Source organism: Campylobacter concisus, assembly GCF_002912425.1.
Taxonomy (GTDB): Bacteria; Campylobacterota; Campylobacteria; order Campylobacterales; family Campylobacteraceae; genus Campylobacter_A; species Campylobacter_A concisus_AH.
The window spans coordinates 1-25,634 of the sequence record NZ_POYR01000120.1 but is presented as its reverse complement, the minus strand read 5'-3'; the positions used below and the strand labels follow the sequence as shown (position 1 = coordinate 25,634).

The following is a 25,634-nucleotide window of genomic DNA, read 5'->3' as shown; positions in this document are numbered from 1 at the left end:
TTTATCTCCTTAGTTTTATTGTTATTTCACTTTGATTTGAGTTTTGATCAAGGCATTTTAAAGTGTGCTCGCCAAGAGTTAGATCTAGCCTTTTTTCACTTGCATTTTCTATCTTAGAAAAGTTCAAATCATCCACTTTTAGGTAAATTTCATCACCTAAAAACGCGTAGCATTTTAGCATAATTTGTGTTACATTTTCATCTGTCACGATCTCTTCGCCATCATACGGATAGGCAAAAACTGGCTTTTTGTCTTTGAAAATTTCAGCGCAAGGGCTATTTTTGACCTCATTCTTGTCTAAAAAGCCATTTTTTATCAAAAACTCAAGCTCCTCACCCCTTAAACTCTCGCATTTATCTTGCAGTTTAACTCCAACTATCCTATCATCAAGTGCCGTTTTTTTGCATGTTTCATAACTAAAAGCATCAAGGCAGGTTGGCACTTTTTCGATGCCCTCTGGCTCGCTCATAAACTCTAAATTTTGCCTTTGTGCCGTGATCTTAAACATATCAAAAACGATCTTTGAAACGTCATTTAGCCCAGTTAGCTTGTCAGTTTTTTCGGCGTTAAAGTTGCCTACCCAGACGGCTATCGTGTAGTCCTCATCAACTCCAATGGCGTAAAGATCGCGTGAGTTTGCACTTGTGCCTGTTTTAAAGGCGATCTTTGGCGTGTTTTGCGCGTATTGCCAAGCATTTTTTAGATATGACCTTGAGGCCTCGCTCATCATTTTGGCGGTTAGATATGCGCTTTGAGGCGAGATGAGGGTTATGTTTTTATCTTCATTTTTGTAGTTTTTGCCAGCAAACTCAAGCGGCATGAAAACCCCGCCATTTGCGTATATCGTATAAAGATGCGCAAGATCAATCAGGCTCATCTCAGCGCTGCCTAAAACTATCGAAGAGCCGTAAAATTCCTTGTTTTCATCAACTAAATTTACCTTTTCAAGTAACTCGTAAAGCGAGTTGTCTTTTAGCTTTAAGTCTAAATTTATAACTGGGATATTGAGGCTAAAATTTAGAGCGTCCTTTGCGCTTACAAGCCCCAAAAAGTCGTTACTAAAGTTCTTTGGCACATATTCATTTAGATAAATTTGCGTGTCTATCAGCTGTGAGCTTGGCGTGATAAGCCCGCTATCAAGCGCAAGCGAGTAGATAAAAGGCTTTAGCGTGCTGCCGGTGTTTCGCTTCATATTTAGGGCTGAGTTTTTGCCGTCTCGTGCGCGCTCATCGTGCGAGCCAATAAAAGCAACAACGCTCATTTTTTTATTGTCGATGACTACGGCTGCTGCGTTATTTGCATTTTTAGCCTTTAGCGAAAACATCGCGTCTTTTAAAATTTTAAGCATATCTTTTTGTAAATTTAGATCCAAACTAGCCTTTGAAATTTGATTTTTAAAAGCGACATTTGCGTAGTCGCTAGCATTTACGATGGCTCTTATCCTTACATTTTTAAATGGCTCAGCCTGAGCTCTTTTAAAGGCACTAAGGTCGATTAAATTTGCCTTATAAAGCATCTTTATGACCCTGTTTTTTAGGGCGTTTATGTTTGAGACGCGATCAAGCCTGTTTTTATTTGGATTTTTAGGGATCGTGCTTAAAAGTGCGGCCTGAGCGTAGCTAAGCTCGTTTAGCTCCTTGCCAAAGTAAAAGAAACTTGCCGCCTTTGCCCCCTCGATATTTCCGCCATAAGGGGCTAAATTTAGGTATAAATTTAAAATTTCATCCTTACTAAAGTGAAGTTCAAGCTGAAATGCTCTAAAAATTTCTCTTATCTTATTTTTATAGCTCCTATCACTTGGCTCCAGCATCCTGGCTACTTGCATCGTGATAGTGCTAGCCCCTATGCGGTTGTCGCTTCTTAGGTTGTGGAAAAATGCTCTAAAAATGGAGGCAAAATTTACGCCAAAATGGTAGTAAAAATATCTATCTTCAAAGAGCACGACACATTGTTTTAGCGAATTTGGAAAGCTTTGCTCGTGAAATCTCCAAATTCCGTCGCTACTAAGCTTCATATTTATGATCTCGCCATTTTTATCAAGCAAAATTTTGGCTTCGTCTTTTTTGAGTGCGTCTAAATTTAATGGGTAAATTTGATCAAGTATCAAAAAAATAGCAACCACTAAAGCCAAAGATAGGGCAAGGAATTTTAGAAATTTAAACTTTTTCATCAGCGTGATTATAGCTGTTAAAGTTTAAGTAGCTATAATTAGACCTTTTTAAAAAGAGGAAACAATGCCCTTATCTAGGTTAAACAAAGAACAATACACCGCCGCAACTGCGCCATTTGGACACAATCTCATCATCGCTTCAGCTGGCACTGGCAAGACTAGCACCATAGTCGCTCGCATCGCTCATCTTTTAAATTTAGGCGTAAAGCCAGAGAAAATTTTGCTTCTAACATTTACCAACAAAGCAGCCAGCGAGATGATAGAGCGTTTAAATAGGTATTTTGATAAACAAATCACTTCCAAAATCACCGCAGGCACCTTCCACTCGGTCTCATTTTCGCTTTTAAAAAGCCTTGATAAAGGCGTCACGCTAAAGCAGCCAAGCGAGCTAAAGACGCTTTTAAAAAGTCTTGTTGAGAGGCGTAAATTTTACCATTTAAGCGACGTCAAGCCTTATGGCGGAGCCTATCTATACGATCTTTACTCGCTATTTCAAAACAGCGAACAAGGCACAACTTTTGGCAAATGGATAAGTGCAAAGAGCGAAGAACAGGGCGTTTATGCTGAAATTTATGAAGATGTCTTAGAGGAGTTTGAGGCTGAGAAGGCTAAATTTTCTTACGCTGACTTTAACGACCTTCTTATAAAAATGCGCGACGAGCTAAAAAAGGGGGCAAATTTAGCTTATGATGAAATTTTGATCGACGAGTATCAAGATACAAACACGCTTCAAGGCAGCCTAATAGACGCATTTAAGACAAAGAGCCTCTTTTGCGTGGGCGATTTTGACCAGAGCATCTACGCATTTAATGGCGCAAATATCGAGATCATTGGCTCATTTAAAGATCGCTTCCCAAACGCAAATATCTACGCTTTAAATGTAAATTACCGCTCAAGCTCAAGCATCCTAGCCCTTGCAAATAAGGTCATAAATAACAATCCAAGGCTTTATGAAAAGCACCTCACAGTTAGCCGCGAGGGAAATTTTAAGCCTCCAAGGCTACTTGTCTATAACGAGCTTTTTGATCAGTATCAAAATATCGCCGATATCATCTCGTTTTCGCCATTTAATAGAGAAAATATCGCCATAATTTTTAGAAATAACTCATCAGCAGACGGTATCGAGGTCGCGCTAAAAGAGCGAGGTATCGGCTCAAAGCGAAAGGGCGGGGTGAGCTTTTTTGAGAGTCGCGAGATCAAGGCGCTCATCGACATAATGGGAATTTATGTCAATCCAAAAGATATAATGGCATTTATCCACATCTGCGAATACGCAAAGGGCGTTGGCAGCGCAGTTAGCAAGGAAATTTTTGATGCACTTCTTAAGCTTGGGCATGGAAATTTGATAAAAGGGATAGTTGAGCCAGATGAGAGCGTAAATATCTCGTCAAACAAAAGGCGAAACTACCAGCTAGGCCTTTTTGACGACCTTGATGAATTTGCCGAGGTTTCAAGGTTTTCTAAGCTTGGCTTTAGCGATAAATTTCTGGGTCACCCTGTGCTAAAACTACAAAAGCTAAGCGAGAGTGGGGCGCAATTTTTATATGAAATTTACAACTTTTTAAGAGGCATGAGAAATATCTCAAAGCCAGCCACGATGATAAATGAGATAAAAACTAGCAAAATTTACTCGTTAATCGTCGAAAACATCAGCACAAAAAGGGCAACTCTAAAAAATGGCAACGTCGATCTCGCGCTCAAAGAAGAGGTCAAAGAGCGCATAATGGCAAAGAGCGTGGTGCTAAGCGAGCTAGCTAAAAAATATCAAGATATCAGTAAATTTTACAACTTCTTAGCCCTTGGAAGCAACGAGATGAGCGAAGGACAGGGCGTTAGCTTGCTTAGCGTGCATGCAAGCAAGGGGCTTGAGTTTGACCAAGTTTTCATAGTAGATCTCGCGCAAAACCGCTTTCCAAATTTAAAGCTAATGAGCATGGGCGGCAGCCTAGAAGAGGAGAGACGGCTCTTTTACGTAGCAGTAACAAGAGCAAAAGACGAGCTATATCTTAGCTACGCAAAATACGACAAGATAAAGAAGGTGACCTACCAACCAAGCAGGTTTTTGATAGAGGCTGGCATGGCAAAAGAGGAAGCTTAAAGAGTATTTACTCTTGTGAAGTAGAATTTACCAATTTTTTACAAAGAGAAGCGATGAAAAAAACTAAAATTTTAATAATCCTGCTTATTATAGGCGTTGGCGGATACTTCGTCTATGATAAATTTTTTAGTATAAAAGATGAAAAGGTGGAGTTTATCACCAAAAAGGCAAAGAAGGGCTCATTTAGCAAGAAAGTCGATGCAACTGGAGAAATTTTCGCTACCGAGCTAATCGACGTGGGAGCTCAGGTGAGCGGTCAGATAAAAAAGCTATATGTTAAGCTTGGAGATCAGGTAAAAAAGGGTGATATGATCGCAAGTATCGATAGCTCGACCCAGCAAAATAGCATAGACAATAAAGAAGCACAGCTTGCCATCTACAAAGCCCAGCTAGAAAGTGCAAAAGTGGCTCTAAATATCGCTAAAACGCAGTTTGATAGAGAAAATGCACTCTTTTCTAAAAACGCCACCTCAAAGCAAGAATTTGAAAGCGCAAAAAACACATATAGTGCAAATAGCGCCAAGATAAAAGAGCTTGAAGCGCAGATCAAGCAGACAAATATCGAGCTAAGCACCGCTAAGATAAATTTAGGCTACACAAAGATCACCGCGCCAAGAGATGGCACTGTTGTAAGCGTGCAGGTCGAGGAGGGTCAGACTGTAAATGCCAACCAAACTACGCCAACTATCGTAAATATCGCTGATCTTAGCCATGTAAAGATGAAGATGCAAATAGCAGAGGGCGACATCACCAAGATAAAAGTCGGCACGCCAGTTGAATACTCGATCCTCTCTGAGCCAACGAAGAAATTTCAAACGACTGTTAGCTCGATCGACCCAGGGCTCACCACACTAAGTGATGGCAGCTACGGCTCAAGTAGTAGCAGTAAGTCTTCATACTCAAGTAGCTCTAGCAGCAGCTCGGCGGTCTATTACTACGCGCAAAGCATCGTTGATAACAAAGATGGAATTTTAAGAATAGGCATGACCACGCAAAACGAGCTTTTAATAGCAAACGTCGAGGGCGCCATCATCGTGCCAAGCATCGGTATCAAAAAAGATGAAAACGGTACTTTTGTCTATGTGCTAAAAGATGGCAAGCCCGTAAAAACAGCGGTCAAAACTGGCATAAAAGATAACCTCGATACGCAGATCATTAGTGGTGTAAACGAGGGTGACGAGATCATCACATCTCAAGGCTCATCAAGCGAGATCGCCAAGATGATCGCAAAAGAACATAAGAAGTTTTAAGTGATAAGTCTAAAAAATATCACCAAAAGCTTTAAGCTAGGTGACAATGAGATAGAGATCCTACACGGCATAAATTTAGAGATAAAAAAGGGCGAGTTTATAGCCATTATCGGTCAGTCTGGCTCTGGTAAATCAACCCTTATGAACATCCTTGGCTGCTTAGATAGCCCAAGTGGTGGCGAGTATTTGCTGGACGGCAAAGATATATCAAAATTTGATAGCGACGCACTTGCTAAGCTTAGAAGGGATAAATTTGGCTTTATCTTTCAAAGATATAACCTGCTTAGCACGATGAATGCCCTTGAAAACGTAGCGCTGCCTAGCATATACGCAGGGGCAAACAAGAGCGAGCGAGAGAAAAGAGCTAATGAGCTTCTTGGCTCACTTGGACTTAGCGAAAAGGCAAAAAATTTACCAAATAAGCTCTCAGGCGGACAACAGCAAAGGGTCTCCATAGCAAGGGCGCTGATGAATGGCGGCGAGATCATTTTAGCAGACGAGCCAACTGGCGCGCTTGATAGCAAAAGTGGTCTAAGGGTGATGGAAATTTTAGTTGATCTTTATAAAAAAGGTCATACCATCATCATCGTCACGCACGACCCAAAGATCGCTGAGTACGCAAGCCGTGTGATCGAGATAAAAGATGGCAACATCGTAAGCGACAATGTCAAAAGTAGCAAAATTTATGAAGCAAGCAAGCAAACTCAGCCAGAAAAGAGCAAATTTACCTACTATAAAGACCAGCTAATCGAGAGCTTTAAAATGTCGGTAAATGCGATGCTAGCGCACAAACTAAGATCACTTTTAACGATGCTTGGCATTATTATCGGCATTACAGCAGTTATTAGCGTCGTTGCACTTGGCAAAGGCTCGCAGGAACAAATTTTAGCTGGCATCAGAAAGATCGGCACAAACACGATCGACATCATGCCAGGTAAAGGCTTTGGCGATATGCTCTCAGGCAAGGTAAAAACGCTCTCCATAAGCGATGCAAACATGCTTGCCAAGCAGTCCTTTTTAGACTCAGTCACGCCAAATACAAGCACTTCAGGCGTGCTAACCTATGAAAATATCTCGCTAAGTGCGAGCCTAAAAGGTGGCGGGGTAGGGAGCTTTGATGTAAATGGGCTAAAGCTAGAAGAGGGCAGAATTTACGATGAAGACGAGGTTTTAAACTCCGCTTCAGTCGCCTTAATCGATCAAAACACCAAAAATAGCATCTTTAAAAATGATGATCCTATCGGCAAGATTATACTTTTTAACAAAAAGCCACTTCGCATTATCGGCGTTTTGCAAAAGGATGATTTTAAGATGGGCGATTCAAGTACGCTTAAAATTTACGCCCCATACACGACCGTGCTAAACAAGGTCACAGGGGATAAATTTATAAGCTCGATCACCGCCAAAGTAAATGAAGGTGTCAATGCGCAAATCGCCGAAAAAACACTAACTGAGCTTTTAGAGATCAAGCACGGCAAAAAGGACTTTTTTACAAGAAACTCAGACAGCATCAAGCAAACGATCGAAGAGACCATCTCCACCATGCGCCTTCTCATCTCAAGCATAGCAGTCGTCTCGCTCGTAGTTGGGGGCATAGGCGTAATGAACATCATGCTAGTCTCAGTCACCGAGCGCACCAAAGAGATAGGCATAAAAATGGCGATCGGAGCCAGACAGAGCAACATCTTGCAGCAGTTTTTGATAGAGGCGGTGCTACTTTGCCTAATTGGCGGTGCCATCGGCATCGTCCTATCCTACGCTATCGGCTACATCTTTAACAACTTCTTAAACGGCTTTAGCATGATCTTTTCAAATGGCTCTATCGTGCTTGCACTTGTCACGTCGATGGCCATTGGCATCATCTTTGGCTACATGCCTGCCAAAAACTCCTCAAAACTAAACCCAATAGATGCACTTTCAAGGGAGTAATATGAAATTTCTAAGCCTAGCTTTAGTGCTCGTTTTAAGCGGATGCGCTGTTAAAAATATAGATGAAAACTACAAACAAATTTTACTTGAAGATAACACCAGTGGTGAGCTAAATTTAGACACTTCTTGGTGGAAGCAGTATGAGCAAAGCTACCTTGATGAGCTTGTAGAACTTGCGCTTAAAAACAACACCGACCTTGCAAAAGCGGCAATAAATGTAAATAAAGCGCTCGCTCAAGCTGGCGTTTTGCAGGCAAATTTGATCCCAAGCTTTAACGCTGGCATCGAGGCAACAAGCAGCAAAAATATAAAAGAGGGCGGCGCGGTCACTAGAAGTTTTGGCTCAAGCATAGGACTTAGCTACGAGCTTGATCTTTGGCAAAAGCTAGCAAATAGCAAAGACGCAGCGATGTTTGAAGCAAGGGCTACTAAATTTGATCTGGAGGCTAGCAAACTAAGCGTGATAAACTCCGTGGCAGACGCTTATTTTCAAATTTTATATCTAAACGAGAGCATAAAAACTTATGAGCAAATTTTAGAAATTTATAACAAGCTAAATGAGATAGTTGGGCTTAAATTTAAACTTGGCAAAGAGGAGGCGCTAAGCCTAAAACAGATAAACTCGCAGCTCTTAAGCGCTCAAAATAAGATAGAAAGTGCCAAAAAAGAGCTTGTGAGTGCTAAAAAAACGCTTAGGATTTTACTAAATGAGAGACCAGAATTTGAGCTTAAATTTGAAGGCCTCACACTAAGTCCCGTTAAAAGAGTGGGCGTTGATCTAGATGTGCCAACAAGCACCATAGCAAACCGGCCTGATCTAAGAGCGGCCATTTACCGCATGGAAGAGGGCATCTCAAACTACAAAGCGAGCCAAAAAGAGTTTTATCCAAGCATCACGCTAGGAGCCAGCCTCAAAAGCAGCACCGACAAAAAAGAGGAAGCCTTTAGTCTTAAATTTCTAAATGGCAACATCGCTCTAAATTTACCATTTTTAAACTACCACAAGCTAAAGTCAAATTTAAAGGTTAGCGAGGCAAATTTCGAGCTTGCAAAGCTAAACTACATAAGCACTCTAAATAGCGCATTAAACGAGATAGACGCATTTTATAAAGACTATCTAAACGACGAAGCACTACTTACAAACTACCAAGATCAGATAAAAAACTACGAAGAAATTTCAAAAATTTACGAGCTAAAATACTCCTATGGCAAGGTCGAGCTAAAGCAGTTTTTGGAGGCTAAAAATAGCGAGCTAGAGGCCAAAATAGGGCTACTAAAAGCAAAATACACGCTTTTACAAGACGAGCTAAATATCTACAAAGCCATGGCTGGCAAATTTAATAGGTAAAATTATGAGTTCAGCTTGGGACTACGAGGCAAATGCGTGTAGCAGTGATGGCAAATTTAGTGCCAAATTTGAAGGTTGCGAGGTCGCTATGGGCGCTCCAACCCTTGGCGAGCTACGACTTTTTGTAAATAGCGAGCACTGTCTAAATTTAAAAAACGAGTTTTCAAACCACGCAAAAAGACTATCAAATTTGGATCAAAATTTAGTTAAAGATGACGATACGCTTCAAATTTTACTTAGCGAGAGAGCTACTGCTTGCTTTTTGTTTTCAGAGGACTCTAAATTTCTAGCTTTTTCTGAATGGACGGCAGATAAAATGCAGATCATAAAAATAGTGCGGCTAGCTGATATGAGCATAAAAACTGATAATAGGCGCAAAAGAGTAGTGGAATTTCTCTCATTTGATGATGGCTTGCTTGAAATTTTAGACTCACCGATCTTTATGCCTAAAAACTATACACTAGATATCCGCACACTTTTTGAGGATAAAATTTAATTACGCACTTTAGCTTGAAAAATAGTTTTCAGGAGTGTTTTTAAAGCAAATTTAACTACTAGCTCTTAAGTGTATCACTCAAGATCGCTCAACTTTAAAATTTAACGCAAATTTTGGTTTTATAGTTGCCTTTGAATGCTAAATTTAACACCTTGCTTCAAAATTTAATGCACAAGATCACTATATAGCTCTTACTCAATTTTTCAAAATAGTGTAGATTAAATCTTAAGTTATATATAAGCTAGATGCAAATTTCACAATTTTTGAAAAGTGTAAAATTTAACTCATTTTCTTACAAATATTTTTACAACAAATTTTATGGATAAATTTAGATCACACAAAAGTTAAAATACAAAACACAGCCAAATCTAGCCATTTAAAACTTTCAAAAGAGCAGAATAAAGATTTTAAAATATCAATTTGAAAATTACAGTTTTCAATACAAAATATATAAAATACCTTGCATTTTACCTTTTGTCATATTTTGGCATTGCAATTATGGTTGATTTTAAATTTGCTTTTATGCTTAATGGTTTGAACTTGAAATGGTTAAATTTTCAAGAGTGATAAATTTTAAATTTGAGTAGAAAATGTTTTTTGGTTCAAAAGTAAAACTTGCATTTGAAAAATCAAATAAACAGATGTTCTTTGTGCCTGTCAAATTGCAATGAATAAAAATGAATAAATTTGCAGATTTTCAATAAAACTTATCTCTGATGTTTCTTTGGGTGGTCAAAAAATAGAGCTTTTGCATTGCCCTCTTTTAGCTCTTTAAATTCAGACTCAAACTCTATACAAAAAATGCCTGAAGTTGGGATATTGTCAATCGATGAGTCGCTTAGGTATTCGCAAATTTCTGTTATGCTTGGATTGTGCGTGATGATGAAAATTTCATCTAAATTTTTGTCTAAATTTCTTACGAACTCCAAAAGATCCTCAAAGCTTATGTCATAAAGCTCGTCTTTTAACTCTATGGATTTTTCTTTAAATTTTAAAGTTTTAGCGATGATTTTTGCTGTTTGCTCGCTTCTTTTAGCGCTACTTGAAAAGATAGCTCCTGGCATCACATCATACATTTTTAGCCTGCTAGCCATAAATTTAGCGTCTTCTTTTCCTTTTGGACTAAGCTCTCTTGAAGCGTCTTTTGCGCCGTCTTTGTTCTCATCGACTGCTTTTGCGTGCCTTATGAAGTAAATTTTGCTCATGATCTCTCCTTTGAGAAATTCTTTATCCAACTAAGCTCTTCTTCGCTAAAACCTGCCTTTAAACGGTCTTTTTCGTTGATCTCTCTGATGCTTTTAAATGAATTTGGATATAAATTTAATATGATGTCAAAGTAGCTTTTCTCATCGACGCCCTCTTTTTTGCAGGCAAATTTAAACCATTTATCGCCCTTATAAACGTGAGAAACTTCCTCTTTTAAGATGACTTTTAGACACTCTATGAGCTCCTCTTGCCCACCCTCACCTTCTAGTCTTTTGATGATGTGAGCGTTTGCGTCAAGGCCGTTTGCCTCCATATATCTTGGTAGCAGTGCCATGCGGCTAGTAAGCCTATCTGAAGTCTTTTGAAGTGCAATAAAAAGGCCGTCATGTACGCTTAGCTCGCCGTATCTGCCGCCCTGCTTTAAAAGCAAATTTTCTATCATACAAAAGTGCCTGATCTCATCCTCAGCTACCTCCAGCCAGTCCTCGTAAAACTCCCTTGGCAGCCCTCTAAATCTATAACAAGCATCAAGCGCGATGTCAATGGCGCTAAACTCGATGTGAGCGACTGAGTGGATGAAATTTAGGTTTTTATCTTTTGGCTTTACCTTTTTGTTTAGCTCTTTCATACTAACGACGTCGCAAAATTTAGCGTAGCATGGGGTAGTTAGCTCATTTGGCGCAGAAATTTCATCAAAACAAATATCCAAATTTGATCTAAATTTATCGTAAAACAGCTCAAATTTTAAAAATTTAAGCCCCACGTCGCCTTCGTTTAAAATGTCCCAGATCTCATCAAAAAATCTCATCTACTCTCTTTAAGTAAAATTTAGCATACAAACAGCCGACAGCCCAGCCTATAAAGTGCGCGTACCATGCGACATTTATGCCCATAAGTAGCGGTAAAAAGCTCATGGCGATCAGGGTGGCAAAGTAGCCAAACCACGCCTTTTTGTCTGAGTAAAGTAACGAGGTCGCCAGCATACCAAAGAGCATACACAAAGCGCCGCTTGCACCGACTAAATTTATAAATTTCTCATTTTCAAATGCAAAATATATATAAATAAAGCTTAAAATTTGCGTCAAAACGCCACCAACGATATAAAAAATGATAAATTTTTTCGTACCAAGATATAGCTCGCTCATCGTGCCAACTTGGTATAAAAAGAGCATATTCATGAGCAGGTGACCTGCGCCTGCGTGCATAAAGATAGATGTGAGGGGCTGAAAAAGGTAGAGTTTTTCTAAAAAATAGATATTTAAGCCAAGCGCGAGCCATAGCTCACGTGAGTGCATGAAAGTGACGCCAAAAAATGCAGCTAAATTTAAAAGGATAAGCGCAAATGTAGCTGGGCTACTTAGCTTTGCCATATCCAGCAAATCTATTTGCCGCTAGGCAGCTAGCGTTTGAACATCTTACAACGTAGCTGTTTATCTCTTTGTCGCCCTTTAGATGCGTGTTTTTTTGTTTTAAATTCATATAGCTGTGGATGATCCTGCCGCCAGAGTTGTGGATAAATTTGACTGTTTCATCTGGGAGTATAGCTGTTACAATGCCGACGTGAGTGACATTTTTCTTGTCTTTATTTTTTTGTATGCCTTTGCCAAGGGTGTTTGAAAAGAAGATAAGATCACCTTTTTTTGGATTTTTATGAGTGATCAAATTTTGGCTTTCATAGAAGTTGTAGATGGCTTTTGATTTTCTGCCACCCTTGCTGTAATAGTTATTGATGGTTTTTTCATCAAAATACATATTTTTATATTTCGCATTTACGATAGATACAAAGCCTGAGCAGTCGCCCCCTGCTCTAGTGTTTAAGTATTTTTTAAAAAATGAACCAAATTCTTTATCTGCTCTGCCGTCATCTTCGTCTAAAAGCTCACTTGAAGTTTGTCTGCTAAAGTCTTCGTTTGTAGAGGCGGTTTGATTGTAGTCATTTTGTGGGATTTTAGGCTCATTTGAGGTGAAAGAACAACCTGTAAAAAGCGCGATACAAAGTGCAAAAAATATTCTTTTATTTATTAAACTTAACATATTTTTATCCAAAATAATTAATTTTCGTAATTTTAACTCTTAAATGTAAATAAAGCGAAAATAGCGCCCTGTTTTCTTTACTCTAAGTTTAAAAACAATATAATCGGCAAAAAATATATTTTCTTAAGGCAAAAAATAATGATGCACTATCTAAAAATAGAAGGCAATGCCAAATTAAGCGGCGAAGTAAAGATCAGCGGAGCTAAAAATGCCGCCCTACCTATCATCGCCCTAACCCTACTTGCAAAAAATAAGATAAATTTAACAAATATCCCAAATGTCGCTGACATAAAGACGCTTTGCCAGTTGCTAGTTAATCTTGGCGCAAAGTGTGAATTTAAAGATGAAAACTCACTAAGTATCGACACGAGCAGTGTAAATTCGACCACGGCAAACTACGACATCGTTAGAAAGATGCGCGCTTCTATCTTGACGCTTGGTCCGCTTCTAGCGCGCTTTGGACACTGCGAAGTGAGCCTTCCTGGAGGCTGTGCGATCGGACAAAGACCAATAGATCTGCACCTAAGCGCACTTGAAAAAATGGGTGCAAATATCGAGATAAAGCAAGGCTACGTTGTCGCAACCGCGCCAAATGGCCTAAAAGGCGCAAAGATAGTTTTTGATAAGATCACCGTAACTGGCAGCGAAAACATCATCATGGCAGCAGCGCTAGCACACGGCACGACAGAGCTTTTTAACGTCGCACTTGAGCCTGAAGTGGTGCAAATTTGTGAAATTTTGGCAAGAAGCGGTGTCAAGATCGAAGGCATAGGCACGAGCGAGCTAAAGATAACTGGTAGCGGTCAAAAGCTACTTGAAATTTGTGATATCGAGGTCATCCCTGATAGGATCGAAGCTGGCACATACCTTTGCGCTGGAGCTATCACAAATAGCAAAATTTCAGTCACAAAGGCAAATGCAGCGCACATGACAGCCATTTTAAATAAATTTGAAGAGATGGGCTTTGGTATTGAAGTGGATGGCGATAAGATCACTATTTTGCCGACAAATGATATAAAACCAGTCGAGATAAGAACGACTGAGTATCCTGGCTTTCCAACCGATATGCAGGCTCAGTTTATGGCGCTTTGTCTAGCAGCAAATGGCGTTAGCACGATAGATGAGAGGCTTTTTGAAAACCGCTTTATGCACGTTAGTGAGCTAGCTAGGATGGGCGCTGATATCCGCTTAAATGGTCATATCGCAAGCGTTTATGCCCCTGCAAATTTAAACGCAGCTGATGTCATGGCGACAGATCTTAGAGCGAGCTCAGCGCTGATACTAGCCGCTCTTATCGCAAATGGCGAGAGCTTGGTGCATAGAATTTACCACCTTGATAGAGGCTACGAGAGGCTTGAGGAGAAATTTAAAAGCCTTGGGGCAAAAATAGTTAGGCTTGAGGAGTAAAAATGCTAGTAAATGACGCACTTGAGGCTTTAAGGGCTAAATTTAAACCAAAAAATGAGAGTGAAATTTTACCTCTTGGCGAGGCGCTTGGCAAAACCTTAGCAAATGACGTGATAGCCGTCAAAGACCTGCCCTGCTTTGATAACTCAGCGCTTGATGGATTTGCGGTTAAATTTGATGAAAAAGATGAGCCTTATAAGATCATCGCAAGTGCCTTTGCAGGCGATAAAGAGCAGCTAAGTATCGGCAAAAACGAGTGCGTGAAGATCATGACAGGTGCAAAGATGCCAAAGGGCTCTGACACGGTCATGAGATTTGAAGACTGCGTTGTTGAGGGCGAGTTTGTGAAAGCACCAGCTAAGCTTAAAAAAGGCGAGGCTTACCGCTTTAAAGGCGAAGAGACAAAGGTTGGTGAAATTTTACTAAAAAGTGGCGAAATTTTAAACACAAGAAGCGTGATGATGCTTGCAGCTCAGGGCATAAGCTTTATAGAAGTTAAAAAGCAGCCTAGTGTTGGAATTTACTCAAGCGGAAATGAGATTATCGAGCCTTGGCAAAGAGCGAGCGAGGATGAAATTTACAACGCAAACGCACTTGGCATAGCTGCACTTCTTAGCTCAATCGGTCAAAAAAGCTCATATCTTGGCATCATAAAAGATGAGCTAAATGCTGTAAAACAGGCATTTTTAAACGCTGAAAACTACGACATCGTTATCTGCTCTGGCGGAGCAAGCGCTGGTGAGGCCGACTTTATGAAGATAGCCCTAAGCGAGCTTGGATATAACGAAATTTTCTCACATCTTGATATAAGACCTGGCAGACCTTGTAAGGCTTATGAAAAAGATGGCAGACTTGTTTTTATCTTGCCTGGCAACCCTATGGCTGCTTATCTTTGCACGATGATGCTTGTTTTGCCACTTCTAAAAAACGAGTGTTTTGTGACGAAAAAAGCTATAAATAGCGAAAATTTAAAGGTAAAATCAGGCAGAGCAAATGCGGTTTTTGGCAATGTAACTGATGGCAAATTTATAGCAACTGACGGCGGAAAATATGGATCAGGCATGATAAAACATATATTAAAGAGTGATTTTGTGTTGATAACTAGCCCTGATCAAGGTGAAATTTTACAAAATAGCGAAATTTCACTCATAAAACTTCCATAATCCTTGACAAATGAAAAACAATCTGATAAAATGCGGACTTCATTTTGATTGCGGGAATAGCTCAGGGGTAGAGCACAACCTTGCCAAGGTTGGGGTCGCGAGTTCGAATCTCGTTTCCCGCTCCATCTTTTTTATACTCATTTTTTTATTTTCCACAAAAATTTTTGCAAATGAAGTCAGCATCTATCCGATGTATTGTGTCATAAATGATCAAATTTCACTTCGCACGCTCGGCTTTGAGGGTGAAGATAATGAAATTTTAAACTTAGAGGGCATGAGGGCTGCGAAGATTGAGAGCAAAAAACTCTATGAAATTCTAACAGCAAATTTTAAAACATATAATGACAAAAGCGGCGGTAGCGTGGCTTTTGTGAAAAACTGCTCTACCATGGATGAAATTCAGATGCAATTTCTAAGAGAGATCAGTAACGAGTACCCAGGTATCAGCGTGAGCGATCTTAGCATCAGTCCGCAAAACAAACTCCCTGCAAATTTTAAAGACTTAGTTTTTAAAAATATATTTTTAAACGATCAAAATAGCCAAAAAGGCGTCTTTAGAGCCTCATTTGAGGACGTTGATCTAAGCTTAAAGAGCCTTTATTTTAAATTTAGCTTTAACGCCAAAATGCCAGTTTTTATCGCTATAAATTCAATGAATACAAACCACATTTTAAGCTTGCTTGACTACCAACCAACGATGATCGAGTTTAGCAAATGGCCGCGTGACGCACTCTTTGGACTTAGCGCCTCAACACTTGTCACAAAAGTGCAGATAAGAAGCGGAGAAATTTTAACAAAACGTCAGTTTAACGCCATTAGTTTAGTCAAAAAAGGTCAAATGCTAAACGCAGTTTTGAGCGAGGGTGGTGTCAAGATAATCGCCGAAGTAAAGGCGCTTGAGGATGGAAACTTAGGCGATATGATAAAGATAAGAACAAGAGAAAACAAAATTTTACAGGCCACAGTTTCAGGCAAAGACGAGGCAGTTATCAGATGAAAAAGGTAGTTTTTGCAGCCACTGGAGCAAGTGGGGCTGGGCTTTTTCTAAAGCTAGTAAATGCTGCCAAAGATAGCTGTGAGGCGCACGTCATTGTTAGTAAAAATGCTATGAAAGTTTTGGAGGCTGAAGAAAATTTGAAGCTAAATTTAGATGATCTTGGTGTAAAAATTTATGATGACTCTGACCTTAGCGCAGGACCTGCTTCTGGCTCGTTTGGCACGGATGCTATGATCATAGCGCCCTGCTCTACTAATACTTTGGCAAAGGTCGCAAATGGCATAAGCGACACGCTCATCACAAGAGCTGCAAGTGTCGCGCTAAAAGAGAGACAAACCCTAGTTTTGGGCGTTAGAGAGATGCCATTTTCTACGATTGCGCTTTCTCAGATGCAGCTGCTCTCATCTCTTGGAGCTATCATCGCACCACCAGTTTTAGGCTACTACGCAGGCATAAAGAGCCTTCATGATATGGAGAATTTCATCATTGGCAAGTGGCTTGATGCCTTAAAAATCGAAAATAATCTTTACAAAAGGTGGCAAATTTGAAAAAATCTTGCATCTATCCAGGGACCTTTGACCCCATCACAAACGGCCATTTAGACGTCATCATAAGGGCTACAAAAATTTTTGACAAAGTAATCGTTGCAGTTGCAAAAAGTGACAGCAAACAGCCGATGTTCGCACATGAAAAGCGCATCGAAATGGCAAAAGAGGCAGTTTGCGATCTAAAAAATGTAAGCGTTCTTGGCTTTGATAACTTGCTTGTTGATTTTGCTAAATCGCACGGCATAAACACTGTCATCAGGGGTCTTCGCGCGGTTAGCGACTTTGAGTATGAGCTACAAATCGGCTACGCAAACGCTGCACTTTGGGACGAATTTGAGACGGTTTATCTTATGCCAAGCTTAAATAACGCCTTCATCTCAAGCTCGATCGTCCGCTCAGTCTTGCGCCATGACGGCGACGTGAGCAACCTAGTGCCAGCAAAAATTCTAAAAAATTTAAAGGCGTAAAATGTATGTTTTGTTTGAAGGCATTGACGGCGTTGGCAAGAGCACGCAGATAGAAATTTTAGCTTCTAAATTTAGTGATGCCATCGTCACAAAAGAGCCTGGCGGCACAAAGCTTGGTGAAAATTTACGTGAAATTTTACTAAGCTCAAACATAAAAATAGGCAAAAGGGCTGAAATTTTACTCTTTTTAGCTGACAGGGCTGAGCATTTTGAAAAGCTTGTCGCTCCAAATTTAGGCAAACTGATTTTAAGCGACAGAGGCTTTATCTCTGGCATCGCCTACGCTTTGGCAAATGATGAAAACTTAGATGAAAGTGTGCTTTTAGAGCTTAATAAATTTGCACTAAATGATAAATTTGCAGATAAGATAGTCTTTTTTGAAGCAAGCCGTGAGCTTATAAGCACGCGCTTAAAAGCAAGAGGCACAAGCGATAAGATCGAGGCTCGCGGGCTAGAGTATCTTTTAAAAGTGCAAAGTCTGATGAAGCAAATTCTTATCAAAAATGGCTTTGAAACGCTTTTTATAGACGCATCTAAAAGCATAGAGCTAATTTCAAAAGAGATAGAAAATTTTATAAATTTTAAGTAAAATCACAAAAAATAAAAAGGATAATGCGATGATAACGGCACTTCGTGGCATGAAAGATATGCTTCCAGCTCGCGCAAAACTTTACGCACAGATAATAAAAACCTGCGAGGAAGTCGCAAAAAACTACGGATATGAGCAAATTTTGACCCCGCACCTCGAGGAGACGGCGCTTTTTAAACGAAGTGTCGGCGAGAGTAGTGACATCGTGGGTAAGGAGATGTATCAGTTTGAAGACAAGGGCGGCAACGACGTTTGTTTGCGTCCTGAGGGCACAGCTGGCGTGGTCAGAGCATTTATCGAGGCGAAGCTTGATAGGGCAAACGCTATAAAACGCTGCTTTTATCATGGCTCGATGTTTCGCTATGAGCGCCCACAAAAAGGCCGCCTAAGAGAATTTCACCAGTTTGGCTGTGAGTGCTTTGGCGAAGGCAGCGTCTATGAGGATGCGAGCATTATCTTGATGGTGAGCGAAATTTTCAACAGACTAAATATAAAAACAACCCTAAAAATAAACTCACTTGGCGATGAGAGCTCGATGAAGTCTTACAAAGAAAAACTTGTCAAATTTCTAGATGAAAACGATGAAAAAATTTGCGAAGACTGCAAAAGACGCAAGCTTTTAAACCCTATCCGCGTGCTTGACTGCAAGGTCGAGAGCTGCCAAGAAATTTACAAAAATGCTCCAGTTATAACTGATAGCCTAAGTAATGAGGCGCAGGCTGATTTTGCAAAACTGCAAGAAATTTTAACAGCAAATGGCGTTAAATTTGAAATAGACACCAAGCTCGTTCGTGGGCTGGACTACTACTGCAAGACGGCGTTTGAGTTTATAAGCAACGAGATCGGCTCACAAAGTGCAGTAGCAGGGGGTGGCAGATACGACAGGCTTGTTGAGTATCTTGGCGGTAGAGCAAGTTACGGCGTTGGCTTTGCGATGGGCGTTGAGAGGATAATGGAAATTTTAGGCGAGGCTGAAGATGAGCGAGCTGGAATTTATCTTTGCGCGCTTGATGCGCCAAATTTAGACTTTGTCTATGTGCTTGGCTCGAAACTTCGCAAAAAATATCAGGTCGAAATTTCATACGAAGCTAAAAAACTTCAAAAACATCTACAAAATGCCGACAATAAAAATGCAAAAATTTTCCTTTGCGTGGGCGAAAATGAGATGAAAGAGAATAAAATTTGGTATAAAAATTTAGAGACCAAAGATGAAAAAACGATAAATTTAGATGAGCTTGAAAAGGAGCTGGGATGAATGATTTTGGACTTAGCATTTGGGGCAATTCAAATTTTGTGATAGAAGACGGCAAAGTCTGCATAAACGAAGCTAGCAAGCCAGTGATCATCGACATCGTAAAAGAGATAAGAGACGATGGCTACAGAGGTCCACTGCTGCTTCGCTTTCCGCACCTTATCCAAAAGCAGATCGAGCAGATCCACGCAAGCTTTGCAAAGGCAAAGAAAGAATTTGCCTACAAAGGCAGCTTTAACGCCGTTTTCCCACTTAAAGTAAATCAATATCCTGGCTTTGTAAAAAACCTAGTTCGCCTTGGCAAGCCCTATAACTACGGCCTTGAGGCTGGTAGCAAGGCTGAACTACTTCTAACTATGGCTTATAACAACGACAAAGCGCCTATAACGGTAAATGGCTTTAAAGATAAAGAGATGATAAACATAGGCTTTATTGCCGCTGAAATGGGGCATAACATCACGCTAACGATTGAGGGCTTAAACGAGCTTGAAGCGATAATTGCCATCGCAAAAGAGCGCTTTAAACCAAAACCAAAGATCGGACTTAGAGTGAGACTACACTCGACAGGATCGGGGCTTTGGGCAAAAAGTGGCGGCATACACTCTAAATTTGGCCTAACATCAACCGAGCTAATAGAAGCTGTAAAGATGCTAAAAAAGGCAAATTTACTTGAAAATTTCACGATGATACACTTTCACATCGGCTCTCAAATAAGCGAGATCCATCCGCTCAAAAAAGCACTCATCGAGGCTGGCAACATCTACGCTGAGCTTAGAAAAATGGGCGCAACAAATTTAAAAGCGATAAATTTGGGCGGCGGTCTAGCGATCGAATATTCGCAGTTTAAAGAGGAGAGCAGCAGAAACTATACTCTAAACGAATACGCAAACGACGTTGTTTATATGCTTAAAACCATAAGCGAGCAAAAAAAGGAGATCGAACCAGATATTTTCATAGAGTCAGGTCGCTACATCGCCGCTTCTCACGCGCTTTTGGTCGCTCCTGTGCTTGAGCTATTTTCTCAAGAATACACCGAAGAGAAGCTAAATTTAAAGAAAAACAATCCAAATTTAATAACCGAGCTAGTTGATCTTTATAAATCAATCAAGCCTTCAAACGCCCTAGAGTACCTGCACGACGCCATCCACCACACCGAGAGCATCCTCACGCTCTTTGATCTAGGCTATGTCGATCTGCAAGATAGATCAAACGCAGAGGTACTTTTAAGGCTCATTAGTAAAAAGGCTGTCGTGATGCTTGGCAACAAGAGCAACTCAAGCGATCTAACCAAAATTCAAAAAGAGGTTCAAGAGAGATACTTGCTAAATTTCTCGATCTTTCAAAGCTTGCCAGACTTTTGGGGGCTAAAGCAAAATTTCCCTATCATGCCGCTTGACAGGCTCGATGAGCGCCCTACTTTGCCAGCTTCGATCTGGGATATCACTTGCGATAGCGACGGCGAGATCAGCTATGATGACGAGAAAAACCCACTGCTTTTGCACGACGTGGATGTGGAGAAGGAGGATTATTTCTTGGGATTTTTCCTAGTTGGCGCATATCAAGAGGTGATCGGTATGAAACACAACCTCTTTACTCATCCAACAGAAGCCACCGTGGAGATAACAAGCGATGGCTACAAGGTCACAAATTTACTAGAGAGCCAGTCGATCCTTGATATCATGGAAGACATGGACTACGATATCTACGAGATCCAAGACACTCTAAATGAGCGCTTAGAGAAATCAACTCTGATAAACGAAACACAAAAGAAGCAAATTTTGGGCGAACTTTATCTATTTTTAAATGATAATAGCTACTTAAAGACAATCAACTAAAAAGGACGAAAATGCAACTAGCAAACAGAATGCAAACATTGAGCGAGTCAATCACAATCGCGATCAGCACAAAGGCCAAAGAGATGAAGGCTGCTGGCATCGACGTGATCTCGCTTTCAGCTGGTGAGCCTGACTTTATGACTCCAAAAAAGATAAGAGAAACTGTAAAAAACGCACTTGATAACGATAGTAAAAGTGGCAAATATACGCCGGTACCAGGTTTGCCTGAGGTTATAGACGCCATTAGAGCAAAGCTAAAAAGAGATAACGGACTTGACTACAAAGCAAGCCAAATCGTCACAAACATCGGCGCAAAGCACTCACTTTTTAATGTATTTCAAGCGCTTATCAACCCAGGTGATGAAGTCATCATCCCCTCTCCATACTGGGTGAGCTACCCTGAGATCGTTAAATTTTGTGGCGGCGTGCCTGTCTTTATCGAGGCGGACGAGAGCACAAATTTCAAAATAACAGCCGAGCAGCTAAAAAAAGCGATCACACCAAAGACAAAAGTCTTTTCGCTAAATCACCCGACAAACCCAACTGGAGCTGTATATACAAAAGATGAGATCGCGGCATTTGGTGAGGTTTTAAAGGGCACTGACATCATCGTCACGAGCGATGAAATTTATGAAAAAGTGATCTACGGCAAAGAATTTCACGCAGTGGCTTCAGTGAGCGAGGATCTTTTCAAAAGAACGGTCACGATAAATGGCCTAAGCAAGTGCGGAGCGATGCCTGGCTGGAGATTTGGCTATATAGCAAGCTCGATGGACTGGCTAATAGCTGGCATCAAAAAGCTTCAAAGTCAAAGCACAAGCAACATCAGCTCGATCGTGCAAATAGGCGCTATCCCGTCACTTCTTGGCGAAACTGACGACGATATCGAAAACATGAGAAAAGAGTATGAAAAAAGACGCGACGTGGCAGTTGAGATGATAAATGCTATCCCTGGGCTAAGCGTAGTTAAGCCTGATGGCGCGTTTTATCTATTTGTAAAATGCAAAGAGGCAGATGACGACTCACTTAGATTTTGCAAAAAGATGCTTGAAGAGGCGAACGTAGCGACGGTGCCAGGCGTGGGCTTTGGCATGGAGGGATACTTTAGAATTTCTTTTGCAACAGACATCGAGAGCATAAAAAAAGCGATCGAGAGGATCGCAAATTTTGTAAAAAGCTACAAAATTTAATGATCAAATTTAGCGTAAATGGCAAAATTTTCGAGCTTGAAAACGATATAAATGTTTATGATTTTTTAGCTCAAAATGGCTATGAGCTTAAATTTATAGCCCTTGAGCGAGACGGAGAAATTTTGCCAAAAAAGCTTTGGCGTGAGCGCTTCATGAGCGAGGGCAAAGCTTATGAGATCGTCACTTTAGTAGGCGGTGGATGAGGAGAAAATGATAGAGATTGTATTAAACGGCGCAAAATTTAAGGTGCCAGTAAAAAGCCTTAGCGAGTTAAAAGAGCTTGCGCTTGGCGATAAAGAGAGTGAAATTTATAAATTTTTAGAGAAATTTAACGCGACAGAGCCAGACATTTTTATCGTTGATGGCTTTGCTATAAAAGAAGATAGCGAGCTAAAAGATGACTCAAACGTCGTATTTATAAGGCGCGGCGTGATGCCTGAGCGTGAAGTTTTACGCGCGATGATCGCCTCACGAAACAGCCCTGAGCTAAATTTAGCCCTAAGCAAGGCGGTGATCGGCGTGGCTGGACTTGGCGGTCTTGGCTCAAATATCGCACTAAGCCTTGCAAGAGTCGGCGTAAAAAAGCTAGTACTTGCCGACTTTGACGTCGTTGAGCCAAGCAATCTAAACCGCCAGCAGTATTTTGTCCGCCACATCGGCTTGAAAAAGACGCAGGCGCTTAAAGAGCTGATAAATGACGTAAACCCTTTTGTCGAGGTCGAAACTCACGATATATTTTTGGATGAAAAAAACGTGGCTAGCGTCTTTGGCGAATGCGAAATTTTATGCGAAGCCTTTGACAATGTCGCTGGCAAGGCGATGATACTAAACGAAGCTGGCACAAGCCTAAAAGATAAAAAGATCATCGGCGCCTCTGGCATGGCTGGATACTTTAGCTCAAATCTCATAAAAACCATAAAATTTGCCAAAAATGTCTATCTTTGCGGTGACCTCACAAACGAGGCGAAGATCGGTCAAGGGCTCATGGCGCCGCGCGTCGCAGTCTGCGCAAACCACGAGGCAAATTTAGCCATTAGACTACTTATGGGCTTGGAGGCGTAAGTGCAAAGTGATAGTTTGATCCTTGGCGGCAAGGAGTTTCAAAGCCGCTTTATCCTTGGCTCTGGCAAGTACTCACACGAGCTCATCGACTCAGCCATAAATGAGGCTGGAGCGCAAATTTTAACCCTTGCTCTTAGGCGCATAAACGAGAGTAAAGATCGAAATATACTTGACTTTATCCCAAAAGGCGTGACGCTTTTGCCAAACACAAGTGGCGCTAGAAATGCCAAAGAGGCTGTTCGTATCGCCCAGCTCGCACGTGAGCTTGGATGTGGCGAGCTTGTTAAGATAGAGATCATCACTGACTCTAAATTTCTCTTTCCAGACAACACTGAGACGATAAAAGCCTGCGAAGCCTTGGCAAATGACGGCTTTGTGCCAATGCCTTATATGTTTCCAGATCTAAACGCCGCAAGAGCGATGCTAAGTGCAGGAGCAAGCTGCATAATGCCTCTAGCTGCGCCCATTGGCTCAAACCAAGGGCTAGTTTTTAAAGATATTATTGAGATTTTGATAAACGAGCTTGATACGCAGATCATAGTTGATGCTGGCATCGGCAGGCCTTCACAAGCATGCGAAGCGATGGAGATGGGAGCGGCTGCGATCATGGCAAACACAGCCATCGCCTCATCTAAAAATATCCCGCTCATGGCAAGAGCCTTTAAAGAGGCGATCATCGCTGGTCGCAACGCCTATCTAGCAGGCCTTGGCGCAAAGAGCAAAAGCGCAAATGCCTCATCACCGCTCACTGGATTTTTAGACTGATGAAATTTGCAAGAACCGACCACATGCAGCTGCTACCTCACATGCAGGATGTTGGCAGCGACATTATGGATGAGATTTTAAAAGAGCGAGCGAACTATAAGCCAGAAATTTACACCGAGGCTGACGTAAAAGCAGCTCTTAATGCAAAGCACTGCTCTCTTGAAAATTTAAAAGCCCTACTCTCGCCTGCTGCAGCGCCATTTTTAGAGCCAATAGCCAAACTCGCCCAAGCAAAAACAAGGGCAAATTTTGGCTCAAACATCACGCTTTTTACCCCGCTTTACATAGCAAACTACTGCGATAACCTCTGCGTTTATTGCGGTTTTAACGCCAACAATAAAATAAAAAGGGCAAAGTTAAACGACGAGGAGATCACAAGGGAGTTAAGAGAAATTTCAAAGAGCGGTTTAGAAGAAATTTTGATCCTAACTGGCGAGAGCGAGACCAACTCAAGTGTCACTTACATCGCAAATGCCTGCGCTTTGGCAAAGAAATTTTTTAAAGTCGTTGGGGTTGAAATTTATCCACTAAATTCAGACGGCTACGCCCTGCTTCACAAAAGTGGCGCAGACTACGTGACCGTCTTTCAAGAGACCTACAATCCCACAAAATACGAAAAAATCCACCTTGGTGGCAATAAAAGAATTTTCCCATACCGCTTAAATGCGCAAGAGCGAGCGCTTCTTGGAGGTATGAGAGGAGTTGGCTTTGCCGCACTTCTTGGCATAGATGACTTTAGACTTGATGCTTTTGCTACGGCACTTCACGCAAGCTTAGTTCAAAAAAAGTATCCGCACGCCGAGATCGCATTTTCATGCCCAAGACTTCGCCCTATCATAAACAACGACCGCATCAATCCCCGCGACGTGGGCGAGCGCGAGCTTTTACAAGTGATCTGTGCTTATAGAATTTTTATGCCAACAGCTAGCATAACGATCTCAACCAGAGAAAAGGCGAAATTTCGCGACAATGCCGTAAAGATCGCCGCAAACAAGATAAGCGCTGGCGTAAAAGTAAGCATCGGCGCTCACGGCGAAGAGAAAAAGGGCGACGAGCAGTTTGAGATAAGCGACAGCAGAAGTGTGGATGAGATCAAGGCTATGATAAAAGCAAACGGACTAGAACCCTTGATGAGTGAGTATGTCTATGTTTAAAATTCTCTGCGTGGCCGACTTTGAAAGCTATGAGGGCGATGACTTTTTAAAGAGGATACAGCTACTTTGCAAGGCTGGCGTGGATGAAATTTTGCTTCGTGCAAAGGGGCTAAGCGAGGCTAAATTTTATGACCTTGCTAGGGTTGTGGCTCAAATTTGTGAAAACTACCGCAAGAAATTTATCATTAATCAATTTTTTGACGTAGCATGCAAGCTAAAAAGCGACTTTTGGCTCACTTCGGCACAGCTTGACTTTTTTAAAAATCACGGCATTTTTTTAGATGAATTTAGAAAAATAGCTAAAATTTACGCTCCAGCTCACGACCTAGAGCAGGCTAAAATTTCAGCCACAATCGCCGACGTGCTCGTTGCTTCTCATATATTTGCCACCTCTTGTAAGGCGAATTTAGAGCCAAAAGGAGTAAAATTTATAAGCGAGCTAAAAAGCCTTGATAAAGAAATTTACGCACTTGGCGGACTGGGTATCAAAAACTACAAAGAGGCCATAAAAGCTGGCGCAAACGGCATTTGCTTCATGAGCCTAGCGATGAGCGGCGATCTGGAGCTTATAAAAAAGATAGCAGAGAGTAAAAACGAGCAAATTTAGCTCTTTTTGCATACAATTTTACATATTATTTTATATATAAAACTAAGTAAATTTTAAATTTATTGAA

At 41.0% G+C, this 25,634-nt stretch carries 24 protein-coding genes and 1 tRNA gene; 20 read left to right on the top strand and 5 right to left on the bottom strand.

All coding sequences use genetic code 11. From position 1 onward, the window contains the following. Nucleotide 1 precedes the first annotated feature (1 nt). Nucleotides 2-2,170, bottom strand: coding sequence for a penicillin-binding protein 1C (pbpC, locus tag CYP84_RS06840; protein WP_103637057.1), 2,169 nt, complete (start codon nucleotides 2,168-2,170; stop codon nucleotides 2-4). Between the two features lie 64 nt (nucleotides 2,171-2,234). On the opposite strand from pbpC, the gene CYP84_RS06835 reads away from it, so the two are divergent. From CYP84_RS06835 to CYP84_RS06815, 5 genes are read left to right on the top strand one after another with little or no spacing between them, the layout of a single operon-like run. Then, the gene (locus tag CYP84_RS06835) at nucleotides 2,235-4,268 is read left to right on the top strand and encodes an ATP-dependent helicase (protein ID WP_103637056.1); all 2,034 of its coding nucleotides are present in this window, start codon (nucleotides 2,235-2,237) and stop codon (nucleotides 4,266-4,268) included. 53 nt (nucleotides 4,269-4,321) lie between these two features. Beyond that, entirely contained in the window at nucleotides 4,322-5,518 is a 1,197-nt protein-coding gene (locus CYP84_RS06830) for an efflux RND transporter periplasmic adaptor subunit (RefSeq protein ID WP_103637055.1), read from the top strand. After that, a complete protein-coding gene (locus CYP84_RS06825; RefSeq protein WP_103637054.1) occupies nucleotides 5,519-7,447 on the top strand; it encodes a MacB family efflux pump subunit in 1,929 nt (642 codons plus the stop codon). Nucleotide 7,448: 1 nt separating this feature from the next. Next, nucleotides 7,449-8,795, top strand: a complete 1,347-nt coding sequence (locus CYP84_RS06820) for a TolC family protein (RefSeq protein WP_103637053.1) — start codon at nucleotides 7,449-7,451, stop codon at nucleotides 8,793-8,795. 4 nt (nucleotides 8,796-8,799) lie between these two features. Further along, entirely contained in the window at nucleotides 8,800-9,291 is a 492-nt protein-coding gene (locus CYP84_RS06815; protein WP_103637052.1) for a flagellar protein, read from the top strand. Nucleotides 9,292-9,998: 707 nt separating this feature from the next. Here CYP84_RS06815 and CYP84_RS06810 read toward each other — a convergent pair. Genes CYP84_RS06810 through CYP84_RS06795 form a run of 4 tightly spaced genes read right to left on the bottom strand, consistent with a single transcriptional unit; the run spans nucleotide 9,999 to nucleotide 12,531 of the window. Further along, nucleotides 9,999-10,496 (bottom strand): SixA phosphatase family protein, encoded by a 498-nt coding sequence (locus CYP84_RS06810; RefSeq protein WP_103637051.1) that lies wholly within the window; start codon nucleotides 10,494-10,496, stop codon nucleotides 9,999-10,001. Beyond that, on the bottom strand, nucleotides 10,493-11,305 hold the full coding sequence (locus tag CYP84_RS06805; RefSeq protein WP_103637050.1) for a ferritin-like domain-containing protein: 813 nt from the start codon (nucleotides 11,303-11,305) through the stop codon (nucleotides 10,493-10,495). Before CYP84_RS06805 ends, CYP84_RS06810 begins: the two co-directional genes overlap by 4 nt. Then, nucleotides 11,292-11,867: a rhomboid family intramembrane serine protease gene (locus CYP84_RS06800; protein ID WP_103637049.1), complete on the bottom strand. Its 576-nt coding sequence runs from the start codon at nucleotides 11,865-11,867 to the stop codon at nucleotides 11,292-11,294. The genes CYP84_RS06805 and CYP84_RS06800 overlap by 14 nt, the downstream gene beginning before the upstream one ends. Next, nucleotides 11,851-12,531, bottom strand: coding sequence for an NlpC/P60 family protein (locus tag CYP84_RS06795; protein ID WP_002939441.1), 681 nt, complete (start codon nucleotides 12,529-12,531; stop codon nucleotides 11,851-11,853). The genes CYP84_RS06800 and CYP84_RS06795 overlap by 17 nt, the downstream gene beginning before the upstream one ends. A gap of 138 nt (nucleotides 12,532-12,669) precedes the next feature. Between CYP84_RS06795 and murA the strand changes: the two genes are divergently transcribed. From murA to CYP84_RS06720, 15 genes are all read left to right on the top strand, one after another. Then, the gene (gene murA / locus CYP84_RS06790) at nucleotides 12,670-13,938 is read left to right on the top strand and encodes a UDP-N-acetylglucosamine 1-carboxyvinyltransferase (RefSeq protein WP_103637048.1); all 1,269 of its coding nucleotides are present in this window, start codon (nucleotides 12,670-12,672) and stop codon (nucleotides 13,936-13,938) included. Nucleotides 13,939-13,940: 2 nt separating this feature from the next. Beyond that, nucleotides 13,941-15,101, top strand: a complete 1,161-nt coding sequence (locus CYP84_RS06785) for a molybdopterin molybdotransferase MoeA (protein ID WP_103637047.1) — start codon at nucleotides 13,941-13,943, stop codon at nucleotides 15,099-15,101. 50 nt (nucleotides 15,102-15,151) lie between these two features. Beyond that, nucleotides 15,152-15,226 (top strand) — tRNA-Gly (locus tag CYP84_RS06780). 65 nt (nucleotides 15,227-15,291) lie between these two features. Further along, entirely contained in the window at nucleotides 15,292-16,098 is an 807-nt protein-coding gene (flgA, locus tag CYP84_RS06775; RefSeq protein ID WP_103637046.1) for a flagellar basal body P-ring formation chaperone FlgA, read from the top strand. After that, nucleotides 16,095-16,646 carry a UbiX family flavin prenyltransferase gene (locus tag CYP84_RS06770; RefSeq protein ID WP_103637045.1) on the top strand — a complete coding sequence of 184 codons (552 nt, stop codon included), beginning with the start codon at nucleotides 16,095-16,097 and terminating at the stop codon, nucleotides 16,644-16,646. The genes flgA and CYP84_RS06770 overlap by 4 nt, the downstream gene beginning before the upstream one ends. Next, nucleotides 16,643-17,113: a pantetheine-phosphate adenylyltransferase gene (gene coaD, locus CYP84_RS06765; protein WP_021092340.1), complete on the top strand. Its 471-nt coding sequence runs from the start codon at nucleotides 16,643-16,645 to the stop codon at nucleotides 17,111-17,113. The genes CYP84_RS06770 and coaD overlap by 4 nt, the downstream gene beginning before the upstream one ends. 1 nt (nucleotide 17,114) lies before the next feature. Then, the gene (gene tmk, locus CYP84_RS06760; protein WP_103637044.1) at nucleotides 17,115-17,702 is read left to right on the top strand and encodes a dTMP kinase; all 588 of its coding nucleotides are present in this window, start codon (nucleotides 17,115-17,117) and stop codon (nucleotides 17,700-17,702) included. Between the two features lie 28 nt (nucleotides 17,703-17,730). Beyond that, nucleotides 17,731-18,957, top strand: a complete 1,227-nt coding sequence (hisS, locus tag CYP84_RS06755; RefSeq protein WP_103637043.1) for a histidine--tRNA ligase — start codon at nucleotides 17,731-17,733, stop codon at nucleotides 18,955-18,957. Beyond that, nucleotides 18,954-20,789 (top strand): biosynthetic arginine decarboxylase, encoded by a 1,836-nt coding sequence (gene speA, locus CYP84_RS06750; protein WP_103637042.1) that lies wholly within the window; start codon nucleotides 18,954-18,956, stop codon nucleotides 20,787-20,789. Before hisS ends, speA begins: the two co-directional genes overlap by 4 nt. A gap of 11 nt (nucleotides 20,790-20,800) precedes the next feature. Next, nucleotides 20,801-21,979 carry a pyridoxal phosphate-dependent aminotransferase gene (locus CYP84_RS06745; RefSeq protein WP_103637041.1) on the top strand — a complete coding sequence of 393 codons (1,179 nt, stop codon included), beginning with the start codon at nucleotides 20,801-20,803 and terminating at the stop codon, nucleotides 21,977-21,979. After that, nucleotides 21,979-22,182, top strand: a complete 204-nt coding sequence (thiS, locus tag CYP84_RS06740; protein WP_103596032.1) for a sulfur carrier protein ThiS — start codon at nucleotides 21,979-21,981, stop codon at nucleotides 22,180-22,182. The genes CYP84_RS06745 and thiS overlap by 1 nt, the downstream gene beginning before the upstream one ends. 7 nt (nucleotides 22,183-22,189) lie before the next feature. Next, on the top strand, nucleotides 22,190-23,041 hold the full coding sequence (gene thiF, locus CYP84_RS06735) for a sulfur carrier protein ThiS adenylyltransferase ThiF (RefSeq protein WP_103607821.1): 852 nt from the start codon (nucleotides 22,190-22,192) through the stop codon (nucleotides 23,039-23,041). Next, the gene (locus tag CYP84_RS06730) at nucleotides 23,042-23,806 is read left to right on the top strand and encodes a thiazole synthase (RefSeq protein ID WP_021086809.1); all 765 of its coding nucleotides are present in this window, start codon (nucleotides 23,042-23,044) and stop codon (nucleotides 23,804-23,806) included. Then, the gene (gene thiH / locus CYP84_RS06725; protein ID WP_103637040.1) at nucleotides 23,806-24,960 is read left to right on the top strand and encodes a 2-iminoacetate synthase ThiH; all 1,155 of its coding nucleotides are present in this window, start codon (nucleotides 23,806-23,808) and stop codon (nucleotides 24,958-24,960) included. The genes CYP84_RS06730 and thiH overlap by 1 nt, the downstream gene beginning before the upstream one ends. Then, nucleotides 24,953-25,567 (top strand): thiamine phosphate synthase, encoded by a 615-nt coding sequence (locus tag CYP84_RS06720; protein WP_103637039.1) that lies wholly within the window; start codon nucleotides 24,953-24,955, stop codon nucleotides 25,565-25,567. The genes thiH and CYP84_RS06720 overlap by 8 nt, the downstream gene beginning before the upstream one ends. The last annotated feature ends 67 nt before the right edge of the window (nucleotides 25,568-25,634 follow it).

Coding starts and splice junctions, on each gene's coding strand:
- pbpC (WP_103637057.1), bottom strand. CDS start 2,170: ATGAAAAAGTTTAAATTTCTAAAATTCCTTGCCCTATCTTTGGCTTTA.
- CYP84_RS06835 (WP_103637056.1), top strand. CDS start 2,235: ATGCCCTTATCTAGGTTAAACAAAGAACAATACACCGCCGCAACTGCG.
- CYP84_RS06830 (WP_103637055.1), top strand. CDS start 4,322: ATGAAAAAAACTAAAATTTTAATAATCCTGCTTATTATAGGCGTTGGC.
- CYP84_RS06820 (WP_103637053.1), top strand. CDS start 7,449: ATGAAATTTCTAAGCCTAGCTTTAGTGCTCGTTTTAAGCGGATGCGCT.
- CYP84_RS06815 (WP_103637052.1), top strand. CDS start 8,800: ATGAGTTCAGCTTGGGACTACGAGGCAAATGCGTGTAGCAGTGATGGC.
- CYP84_RS06810 (WP_103637051.1), bottom strand. CDS start 10,496: ATGAGCAAAATTTACTTCATAAGGCACGCAAAAGCAGTCGATGAGAAC.
- CYP84_RS06805 (WP_103637050.1), bottom strand. CDS start 11,305: ATGAGATTTTTTGATGAGATCTGGGACATTTTAAACGAAGGCGACGTG.
- CYP84_RS06800 (WP_103637049.1), bottom strand. CDS start 11,867: ATGGCAAAGCTAAGTAGCCCAGCTACATTTGCGCTTATCCTTTTAAAT.
- CYP84_RS06795 (WP_002939441.1), bottom strand. CDS start 12,531: ATGTTAAGTTTAATAAATAAAAGAATATTTTTTGCACTTTGTATCGCG.
- murA (WP_103637048.1), top strand. CDS start 12,670: ATGATGCACTATCTAAAAATAGAAGGCAATGCCAAATTAAGCGGCGAA.
- CYP84_RS06785 (WP_103637047.1), top strand. CDS start 13,941: ATGCTAGTAAATGACGCACTTGAGGCTTTAAGGGCTAAATTTAAACCA.
- flgA (WP_103637046.1), top strand. CDS start 15,292: ATGTATTGTGTCATAAATGATCAAATTTCACTTCGCACGCTCGGCTTT.
- CYP84_RS06770 (WP_103637045.1), top strand. CDS start 16,095: ATGAAAAAGGTAGTTTTTGCAGCCACTGGAGCAAGTGGGGCTGGGCTT.
- tmk (WP_103637044.1), top strand. CDS start 17,115: ATGTATGTTTTGTTTGAAGGCATTGACGGCGTTGGCAAGAGCACGCAG.
- hisS (WP_103637043.1), top strand. CDS start 17,731: ATGATAACGGCACTTCGTGGCATGAAAGATATGCTTCCAGCTCGCGCA.
- speA (WP_103637042.1), top strand. CDS start 18,954: ATGAATGATTTTGGACTTAGCATTTGGGGCAATTCAAATTTTGTGATA.
- CYP84_RS06745 (WP_103637041.1), top strand. CDS start 20,801: ATGCAACTAGCAAACAGAATGCAAACATTGAGCGAGTCAATCACAATC.
- thiS (WP_103596032.1), top strand. CDS start 21,979: ATGATCAAATTTAGCGTAAATGGCAAAATTTTCGAGCTTGAAAACGAT.
- thiF (WP_103607821.1), top strand. CDS start 22,190: ATGATAGAGATTGTATTAAACGGCGCAAAATTTAAGGTGCCAGTAAAA.
- thiH (WP_103637040.1), top strand. CDS start 23,806: ATGAAATTTGCAAGAACCGACCACATGCAGCTGCTACCTCACATGCAG.
- CYP84_RS06720 (WP_103637039.1), top strand. CDS start 24,953: ATGTTTAAAATTCTCTGCGTGGCCGACTTTGAAAGCTATGAGGGCGAT.